Origin of the sequence: Streptomyces sp. NPDC003077, from assembly GCF_040611095.1 — a bacterium.
Taxonomy (GTDB): domain Bacteria; phylum Actinomycetota; class Actinomycetes; order Streptomycetales; family Streptomycetaceae; genus Streptomyces.
Window position 1 is genome coordinate 322,746 of sequence record NZ_JBEXNM010000002.1, and the last position, 8,960, is coordinate 331,705.

Here is an 8,960-nt window from a genome sequence, read left to right on the forward strand (position 1 = left end):
GCCCCGTGATCCGCTGTTTGGTTCGACGTTTTATTTCCACCCAGGCGGGTTTTCCCGATTTCCGACTCGGTGGTTTTTTTGGCGGATGGTGCGCGGGAATCGTACGGCGCTGCCGATAGCACGCGCCGTGACGGTGATCACATGCCTTGACCCGGATTGGCCAAAAGTGGACTCAATTGACTCCCCTGCTGCCTTCCATCCCCTTCATTCACGGGAATTCCATAGAGCCGTTGTGGCTGGATCCGCCGCATGCCCGCACGGCGGGAAAGGTCACGAAAGGCCACGAAAGAACACGAAAGAACGCTGCGAACTCGGAGCGCGGACCGAAAAGCCCACGCCGAAGCCCACGTCAAAGCCCGCGCCAAAGCCCGCGCCAAAGCCCGCGCCAAAGCCCGCGCCAAAGCCCGCGTCCGGCATGGCCGAGGACAACCGGACCGGACTCAGGGATCCCGGACCTTCTGCGACGCGCCATAGCCCCGTATTGAAGCTCTGACCAGCAGAAAGCAGCCTCCATCGCAAAAAGTCTCAACCCGTTATTCAACGATACTGTCGAAGGCGGTCGAAAGGTAAGCATTCGGATCCGCTCACGAAAGGCGTCCCATGTCCCTGCCGCTGCACGCGTCCCTCCGCGCATCCCTCCACGACATAGCTCTCCCCTTCGGCGACGACCCCGCGGAACTCGGTTCCGCCGTGGACGCGCTCCTGGACACGTTCGGCAGGCCCGTCACCCTCCTGGGCCTGGGCGAACCGACCCACGGCGAGGAGGCGTTCCCGCGACTGCGCAACCAGATGCTCACGCACCTGGTGCGGCACCACGGCTACCGTTCCGTCGCCATCGAGAGCGACTGCCTGGCGGCGGCGACCGTCGACGACTACGTCACCACCGGCACCGGAGACCTGGAAGCCGTCCTGGCCACCGGATTCAGCCACGGCTTCGGGGCCTCGCCCGCCAACCGCGAGCTCGTGGAGTGGCTGAGGGACCACAACGCGGGGCGCGCCCCGGAGCAGCGGGTCCGGTTCCACGGGTTCGACGCCCCCCTGGAGATGACCGCCACCCCGAGCCCGCGCGCCACCTTGCTGGCGGCACACGCTTACTTGGCCGAGCACCTGCCCGCACACCGCGTCCCCCATGCCATGGACGAGATCGACGCCCTGCTCGGCGACGACGGCGCGTGGTCCAATCCCGCGGCGCTCATGGACTCCACGCAATCCGTCGGCGACACGCCCCAGGCGCGCACCCTGCGCCTGATGGCCGACGACGTGCTGACGGTGTACGAGACCCACGCCCCGACCCTGCGCCAGGCCACCTCGGACCTCGCCTTCGATCGCGCGCACGCGCAGGCCCGCACCGCCAAAGGGCTGCTGCGCTACCACGCGGCGATGGCCTCCTCGGCCCCGGACCGCGTGGCGTTCATGCTCGGCCTCCGGGACGTGATGATGGCGGACAACCTGCTGGCCATCGCGACAGCGGAGGCGCGGCGCGGCCCCTGCCTGATCTTCGCCCAGAACACCCACCTGCAACGCCACCAGTCCTCCTGGGAACTCGCCGGCATGGACCTGCGCTGGTGGAGCGCCGGCGCCCTCACCGCCGCGTCCGTTCTGGGGGACCGTTACGCGTTCGTCGCGACGGGGTTCGCGGAGGGCGCGGAGGACGAGGCGAAGGCCGGGGACGATGCAGAGACGAGCGATGCGCTGAAAGCTGGGGGCGCGGTGAACGCGAGCGACGAGGCGAACGCGAGCAACGCGGTGAATACGAGCGACGCGGTGAATACGAGCGACGCGGTGAACGCGGGCAACGAGGCGAACGGGAGCGACGCGATGAACGCGGGTAACGCGGCGAATACGGGCAACGAGGCGAACGCGAGCGACGCGACGGGCGAACTCGACCTCCACCGCGCGCTGACCGAGGCCACGCGCGGCGGCCAGGGGTTCTTCCCGGCGGCACCCCTGGCCGCCGTCCTCGCGGACCGGAAGGACCTGCGCGCCCGCACGGACGCCGCCCGCCCGGGGTACTTCCCGCTGGACCCCGCCCACTTGGACGGCATGGACGCGGTGGCGTTCCTCAAGGCGCGGGGCTGAGAGCGGATACCGGGGGCCTGTGGTGAGGCCTGGCTGAGTGCGGGCCGCTCCGCCGTATCGGTGCGTATCCCGGCCGTTCATCGGATTAGCCGAAACGGAATCCTTTGTACGCGGTAGCGTCGTGGTGAACTGCCCCTGTCGGTCGCGAAATCGGACACGGGCAGGGGACGGCAGACCCGTCTTGTGGCCATGGAGGTGCTCCAGATGGTCGACCGTTCAAAGAAGTACGGAGCAGTGGAGTTGTCGTTCACGAACCGGTTCTATTTCGCGTGGAACGACAAGAAGTCGAAGGCGAAAAGGGACGTCGCCATCTGGCACGCGAAGATCGGTGGAACCTTCGACCCCAACCGGCGGCGTATCGGTCAGCTCGTCATCACCGACTACGACAACCCGGACACCCGGTTCAACCAGCTCGTGGCCAAGGACGCCGTTTCCGGGGCCGAGATGTTCAAGCTGCCGGTGGACTACCAGTGGCTGTGGAACGACAAAGGGTCCGGTGCGACGAATTACGGTTCGATATGGCGTCCGATCCCTCCCGCGGGATACGTGGCGTTGAGCGACGTTTTCACCGCGGGGTGGGAAAAGCCCGCACGGGACGCGATCTGGTGCGTGCGCAGGTCCTACAACGGCCGCGCCTACGTCCGCGAGGGGGACGTCGGGGAGACCGACCTGTGGAACGACAGGGGGTCGGGCGCCGACCGGGACTGCTCGCTGTGGCCGATCGTGCCGCCGGCCGGCATCGGTGACGATGACGAGCGCCTGCTCGTCCCCGTGGGCGGATTCACCTTCGTCGGCCACTACGACCGGCCGGTCACGTCCCCGGTGTGCTGGGTACTCGATGTGCCCGCAGAGGTCAAGAAAGCCGCCGGGCCCCCCATTCCGGTCATGAACGGCTACACGAAACCGGAAGACACCCAGAAAGTCATCGACCGCCAGCTGACGGTCCCGCACACCATGATCCGCGACCCCAAGCGGGAGCCCGCCTGGCAATTCGAGCACTCGCCGTTCTACACGGTGCGCCGCAAACACAACTTCACGCTGGCCCACCACCTGCACAACACGTCCGACAAGGACCAGTCCTGGGGCCGGAAAATCACCACCGGTGTCAGCAAAGCCACCTCCGACGCGTTCTACATCAACACCTCGATCTCGGTGACCACCGAAGGAGGCATCAAGCTGGGCCCCATCGGGGGCAAATCCCGCGTCAATGTCACGGTGGAGACGGGTTATTCCACCCGCACGGACGTCGCCTATCTCAAACTCGAAACCGACGAGCACAAACTCGTCGTCCCTCCGCACAAGGCCGGGGCCTTGTGGTTCGCCCACCATGAGCTGGAGTCGATCCGCGCCGACAACACCATGGTCCCCTCGGACGTGGCCATGTCCTTCGACATCAATTCCACCGTGGTCACGCAGTACCCCAAGGACGGTCCCCAGGTCACCCACTTCGTCGCGGTCAACGACTCCGCGGACGAGGTCGCCGACCGCATGGCACGCACAGCGCCCCCGCCCGACTACCCGGCCGAGTCACGGGCACAAGCCGAACCCGACGCCAGCGCCCGAGAGGTGAAGCCTGGAAACGGCGTAGGCGACTGACCGCGACATCGGCCACGCCCTCGATCCGTTGCCGCCGACTGCTCCGTTGGTCCCCAAGGCCGATGCCCCCCACAGCACAGAACCGCTCCTCCGGTCCCGGGCCGTGGCCCTGGTGCGGAACCGGAGGAGCGGTGGACGGACGAGGCAGGAAGCTGTGTGGGGGGAAGCGTGCGCGCAGGTGCGGGCCCGACGGGGAAGTGCGTGGATGCGTACGGGCCGGTGTGGTGCGAGAAGTGCAGGTCTTGCCGGAAGTTCAGGTGGTACCGGAAGTGGTTCGGGTGGTACCGGAGGTGCGGGGCCCGCGGGGCGTGTCCGCGGTCGGGGGCGGGCGTCAGGCCTGGGCGCCGGCCGGGGTCGGGGGCGTCGTCGGGCACACCACGCGCGTGGCGGGGGAGAAGAAGGTGCCGTCCTTGGCGGGCTGGCCACCGGCGAACTCGTAGTAGATGTACGAGTAGAAGGCGATGTCCGGGTAGCCGCAGGAGGAGTCGGCGCCGATGGTGTAGGTCATCGTGACCTTACGGCTGGCACCCGGGGCGATCGGCACGGAGTACTGGGCGCCCGCGCCGGGGGTGCAGTTCACCCCGGGGTCCGCGGAACAGGTCGTCCAGGAGTACTTCAGCCCGGAGGCCGTGCTGGTCTCCCAGGTGGGCTGGAACGACTGCCAGACGAAGCGGACGTCCGCCGTGCCGGTGTTGGTGAACGTCATGGTCAGGTTGACCGTGGAGCCGGGGGTGGCTTCCGCCTTGTCCACGGTGAAGGACAGGGCGGGGGTGTCGGCGGCGGCGGCCGTGGTGGCGCCGCTCAGACCGAGGAGGGAAACGAAGAAGGAGAGGATGATGGCGAGGCTGACTCTGCTGAAGTTTCTCTTGGGTCTGCGCATGACCAGGGAGCGTAGGGGGTTACTCGCTGTTCGGAGTGGTTACGGAAGAACTAGATTTTTTCAGCGAAAAAGTCCGGCCATGACCAAGAACGACGTGATCACGGCCGGTTCTTGACCGAACGGCCGGATTCGTACGAGCCCCCTCGCGAGCCCCCGCGTACCCGACGCCCCGCCCACGCGGTGCCGCCCTCCGCGTCCGCCGAGCGGATGCGCACGCCTGTGCGGATGCTAGGGACATTCGGTGAACGACCTGTGGTCTCCCTGGCACGGCACCCCCGACGCCTTCGCGAGTGACGGCGAACACGCAGGTCGACCACGGCGGCACACGTCCGCCCGAGGCCGAGGGCCGACGCGTGGTACGGCGACCGGAGCGCTGCGACCGGGACGCACCGTACGCGTACGACGACCCGCCCGAGGACGCCGCCACCACCCCCTCCGTCCGCCGCGACCGCGCCGAACCGGCGGCAGCCTCCTCCTAGGCCCCAGGCCCCGAACGTGCCGCAGCCCCGCCGACAGCGCCACCGATCCTGGCGGAAAGCCACCCAGCCCGCGACGGCTGTGCGGAGGGTCCGTGACGAAGTCGTAGAGAGACATGTGCGAACTTGCACGGATCGCGCGGGGAGTGTGGGAGCGCTGCGAGGCGTTGTGGTGCCGAGACAGCCCTTCTCGCGTCTTCGGAGGGGCACAACACCCGTTCGCCCGCGCCGACTTGGGGAGCCCGTGCTCTCAGGGAGGAAGCTCCGAAAGCAACAAGGAAGAAGCAGGAAGAAGAACGAAAAAGAATGAAAAAGAACGGAGAGGAAGGAGAGGCAGCCATGAACGACGCACTTCGATCCATCCCGCGCATGGCCGGGGACGGTCGCCGCGAGGCCAACGCCGCCACCGTGCTGCGCACCGTCCTCGATCACGGACCGGTCGGCCGCAGCGTGATCGCCCGGCGGACCGGGCTCAGCCCGGCCGCCGTGTCCCGGCAGTGCACCGGCCTGATCCGGCTCGGCCTGCTGCGCGAACTGCCGGAAGGGGCGGCCGGAGGGAGCGTGGGGCGGCCGTCGATCCCGGTGGACCTGAACACCGGTGAGGCCGGGGGGCCGGTGGCCGGCGGGGTGCACATCGGTGTGCCGGGTTCCACGTTCGGGGTGGTGGACCTGCGCGGGCGGGTGGTGGCCAGCCGCAGGTTCCCGCACCGCGGGGTCCCGCCGGGCGAGCTGACCACCGAAGTCGCCCGGGCGCTCGGCCGGTTCCTCGACGAGGCGACGCAGGACCGGCCGCTGCTGGGGGTGGGCGCCGCCGTGGGCGGCTGGGTGCGGCCCGACGACGGCGTGGTCGTACGGCATGACGCGCTCGGCCGTCGCGACTGGCCGCTCGCCGCCGACCTGGCCCGCGAACTGGCGCTGACCGTACGGCTGGACAACCACGCCCGCGCGGTGGCGCACGCGGAGATCCTCTTCGGCAGACCCGCCGCCCGGCGGAGCCTCGTCCACCTCTTCGTCGGCAACGTCGTGGACGCCGCCTTCGGCATCGCCGGCGTTATCCACCAGGGCCCCGGCTCGGGCGCGGGCGACGTGGCCCACCTGCCGGTACCCGGCTCCACCGCCCGTTGCGTGTGCGGCTGCCACGGCTGCCTTCAAGCGACCGCCTCGGACACGGTGCTGGCCGCGCGGGCGGTGAGCCGGGGAATCGTCCCCGAAGCCAGTGCCGCGCTGGTCGTCGACGCGGCGGCGACCGGCGACCGGCGAGCGGACGAACTGCTGCGGGAGCGGGCCAGGGAGGTGGGCCGGGCGACGGCGTTGCTGCTCGACGTGCTCAACCCCGATCTCGTCGTGATCACAGAACAGTCGAGCGTGCTCAATCCCGACTACCTGGAGGAGCTACGGGACACGGCCGTGGCCCTCTCGCACGTCTGCGACGACCCCGAGCGGATCGTCGGGCCCTTCGCCGGGCCGGGGGTGCTTCCGGTGGCGGCGGGCACGGCCCTGATGGTGCCGCTCTTCCGGGACCCGGTGACGGTGGCCGAGAGCCTGCGGTCGCAGACTGGCGCATGACGGCCACAAGTGGCTTCGATTCGTAGGCGCTGTTCGATCAGCAGGGCGCCCATCGGTCACCGAATCGTTGCCGTTACCGGGATCTCGCACACCTTCGTTTCCATGGTTCCGACCCTGCCCTTTGCCGGGCAGAGGGGTGTCTTGCGCCGTGCCCGGGAAGGGATCCGCGTCGTACGCCCGAAGCATGAGCACCGCGGGGCAGAGGGTCAAAGAAGTCCGCAAGCGTCGCGGGCTGTCACAGCGTGAGGTGGCGGACGCGTCGGGAATCTCCCTCTCGGCCATCCGGAAGCTCGAACAGGGCGAGCGGGAAACCGCCCGTCTGGAGACACTGCGCAAGCTCGCGCACGCGCTGAGGGTGCCGACGATGCGCCTGGCCGGCGAACCGAACGCGGAGGATGCCGGCGAGGAGACAGTGGATCGGTGGGCGGCCGTTCGAGGGGCGCTGGAACGTCCCCACGTCGCCTTGGGAACGGAAGACGAACCGCCGACCGTCGGCGGAGTGCGCGCCGCCCTGCGCGACACGGTGCCCCTTTTCTCCGGCGACCATTACACGGCGCTGTCCGTTTTTCTCCGGCGACCATTACACGGCGCTGTCCGTACTGCTGCCGCCTCTCCTACGGGACGCCGACGCGCTGGGTGCGGAGGGGCGGGCGGTCCGGGTGCGGCTCTTGCAGCTCGCTGGGTGGCTCATGGTGCAGACCCGACAGTTCAAAGCCGCCGAGACAGCTTTGGAACGTGCCCTGGACGACGCGGCGGACCGCATGGAGAGTGCGGCCACGGTCAACACGCAGTGCTGGCTGCTGTTGCGCCAGGGAGAGTTGGGCAAGGCGTACGGCCTGGCCGTGAAGTGGGCCGACGAGACCGAGCCCCGGGTCTCCCGCGCGACTCCGGCGGAGCTGAGCACGTGGGGCTGGATGCTGCTCCGCGTCTCCGCTGCCGCCGTCCGGAACTCGCAGCCCGGCGAGGCCGAGGACGCCTTGAAGTTCGCCACGGCGGCAGCCGTCGCCCTGGGGCGCGAGCACGCCCCGGACAACGATTTCCTCCGCACGTTCGGGCCGACCACGGTCAAGCTCAAGGCCGCAGAGAACGCCGGCGTCATCGACCGACCCGACAAGGTGCTCCGCATCGCCGAACGTGTGCCTGTCTTCAGCCTCAAGCCCACGTCGAACAATCGGAACCGTCACGTGCTGGACGTGGCCGACGCGCACGCCAAAATCGGGGACTTCGCCGAGGCGTTCGGCAAGCTGGAGCAGATCCGTGCCGACAGCCCCGAGTGGCTGCCGAACCAGCGCTATGCCCGCGACATCCTCGGCCGGGTGGTCAGGGGGCGGCGGACGTCGGCGTCGGAAATGCGGGCGATGGCCGACGTCGTGGGGCTGCCGCTCTAGCGGTTGTGGTACTTGCCATCGGCGGGTCCGCAAAGTGCCACAGACAAGTGCCACAGACAACGGGAAGTCGCCGTTCCTGGCGTGGATTTCGTCGGACGGGCCACGAGGGAACGGCGGTGAACCATGGGCAGGGGCTGGACCCCCACCACGGGAACGTACGCGGTGGACACGACAAACGATCGGATCGGAAAGGTACGCGGACTGCTCGAACGGTCCGCGTACCTCGTTCCGCCGGGTGGCGGAGCCGAGTGGGTGGTCAGGCCGGATGATCTGCGCGAGCCCACCGCTGAGGAACACGCGCGGGCGCTCATCGAGCAGAGACGGGCGGCCAGGACCAGCCACTACCGGCAAGGCGATCGGCGATCGGCAAGGCGACCGGCCGTCAGGGGCATCGGTTTCGCGCCCGGTGCGGAATTCGGTACGGCAGTTCCGGGCGTAGCAGAGCGCTGGCAATCGGTTCGCCAGTGGTTTTGGCATAAGCGAGCCGCTCCTTGACCTCTCTGAGCGTACGCGGCCGGTATCCCGGGCCGCCGCAGCAACTCTTGTGGAAGCGAATTCCCGCGTGCAGAAGCACGGAGAGGACCCGCCACCCCTCCTCGTCCCGCCTCGGGGGCGGGGCGAAGGCGGAACCGACATGGACCAGCGGTTTCCCGCAGCGAGGACAGTGTCGCTCGTGGTCGTAGTGCGGTGTGGGGTAGTGCTGCTTGTACGAAGCTCGGCACGGCAGGCATACGTACGAGGTTTTCCCATGGCCGGACATTCGGTCAGCATAAATCCCTGATCGGCGGAAACGCACCGGATTTCCGTCCGGACCGGGCGACTCGCGCGACGGGACGGAATTCGGCAGGGATCCCGGTAAAGCCGGAGGGGAATGGCGTGTGCCTGCGGGCGCGGGGATTTCGGCCGTTCAAGGGCCGGCATCTCGGACGCTCACGGCGCTCGCACGTCGGCCACGGACCGTACGGCCGGTCCGTG

Annotated in this window: 7 protein-coding genes and 1 pseudogene; 6 read left to right on the plus strand and 2 right to left on the minus strand. The window is 68.8% G+C overall.

The features are described from left to right. Window positions 1-600: 600 nt before the first annotated feature. Together ABZX96_RS02785 and ABZX96_RS02790 are read left to right on the plus strand one after the other, a co-directional pair. Entirely contained in the window at window positions 601-2,079 is a 1,479-nt protein-coding gene (locus tag ABZX96_RS02785) for an erythromycin esterase family protein (protein ID WP_355536667.1), read from the plus strand. Between the two features lie 204 nt (window positions 2,080-2,283). Then, complete coding sequence (locus ABZX96_RS02790; RefSeq protein WP_355536669.1) at window positions 2,284-3,675, plus strand: Vps62-related protein; 1,392 nt, start codon at window positions 2,284-2,286, stop codon at window positions 3,673-3,675. A gap of 331 nt (window positions 3,676-4,006) precedes the next feature. Here ABZX96_RS02790 and ABZX96_RS02795 read toward each other — a convergent pair whose 3' ends face one another. Continuing rightward, complete coding sequence (locus ABZX96_RS02795; protein WP_355536672.1) at window positions 4,007-4,555, minus strand: hypothetical protein; 549 nt, start codon at window positions 4,553-4,555, stop codon at window positions 4,007-4,009. Between the two features lie 290 nt (window positions 4,556-4,845). Between ABZX96_RS02795 and ABZX96_RS02800 the strand changes: the two genes are divergently transcribed. From ABZX96_RS02800 to ABZX96_RS02815, 4 genes and pseudogenes are all read left to right on the plus strand, one after another. Continuing rightward, complete coding sequence (locus ABZX96_RS02800) at window positions 4,846-5,034, plus strand: hypothetical protein (protein WP_355536675.1); 189 nt, start codon at window positions 4,846-4,848, stop codon at window positions 5,032-5,034. Window positions 5,035-5,370: 336 nt separating this feature from the next. Continuing rightward, window positions 5,371-6,597 carry an ROK family transcriptional regulator gene (locus ABZX96_RS02805; protein WP_355536678.1) on the plus strand — a complete coding sequence of 409 codons (1,227 nt, stop codon included), beginning with the start codon at window positions 5,371-5,373 and terminating at the stop codon, window positions 6,595-6,597. A 184-nt stretch (window positions 6,598-6,781) separates the two neighbouring features. Then, window positions 6,782-6,910 (plus strand): annotated as a pseudogene (locus ABZX96_RS02810) (helix-turn-helix transcriptional regulator); the annotation flags it as partial. Between the two features lie 376 nt (window positions 6,911-7,286). After that, complete coding sequence (locus tag ABZX96_RS02815; RefSeq protein WP_355536681.1) at window positions 7,287-7,985, plus strand: hypothetical protein; 699 nt, start codon at window positions 7,287-7,289, stop codon at window positions 7,983-7,985. 382 nt (window positions 7,986-8,367) lie between these two features. Here ABZX96_RS02815 and ABZX96_RS02820 read toward each other — a convergent pair whose 3' ends face one another. After that, on the minus strand, window positions 8,368-8,745 hold the full coding sequence (locus tag ABZX96_RS02820; RefSeq protein ID WP_355536684.1) for a deoxyxylulose-5-phosphate synthase: 378 nt from the start codon (window positions 8,743-8,745) through the stop codon (window positions 8,368-8,370). Window positions 8,746-8,960: the final 215 nt, after the last annotated feature.

Coding starts and splice junctions, on each gene's coding strand:
- ABZX96_RS02785 (WP_355536667.1), top strand. CDS start 601: ATGTCCCTGCCGCTGCACGCGTCCCTCCGCGCATCCCTCCACGACATA.
- ABZX96_RS02790 (WP_355536669.1), top strand. CDS start 2,284: ATGGTCGACCGTTCAAAGAAGTACGGAGCAGTGGAGTTGTCGTTCACG.
- ABZX96_RS02795 (WP_355536672.1), bottom strand. CDS start 4,555: ATGCGCAGACCCAAGAGAAACTTCAGCAGAGTCAGCCTCGCCATCATC.
- ABZX96_RS02805 (WP_355536678.1), top strand. CDS start 5,371: ATGAACGACGCACTTCGATCCATCCCGCGCATGGCCGGGGACGGTCGC.
- ABZX96_RS02815 (WP_355536681.1), top strand. CDS start 7,287: ATGGTGCAGACCCGACAGTTCAAAGCCGCCGAGACAGCTTTGGAACGT.
- ABZX96_RS02820 (WP_355536684.1), bottom strand. CDS start 8,745: ATGTCCGGCCATGGGAAAACCTCGTACGTATGCCTGCCGTGCCGAGCT.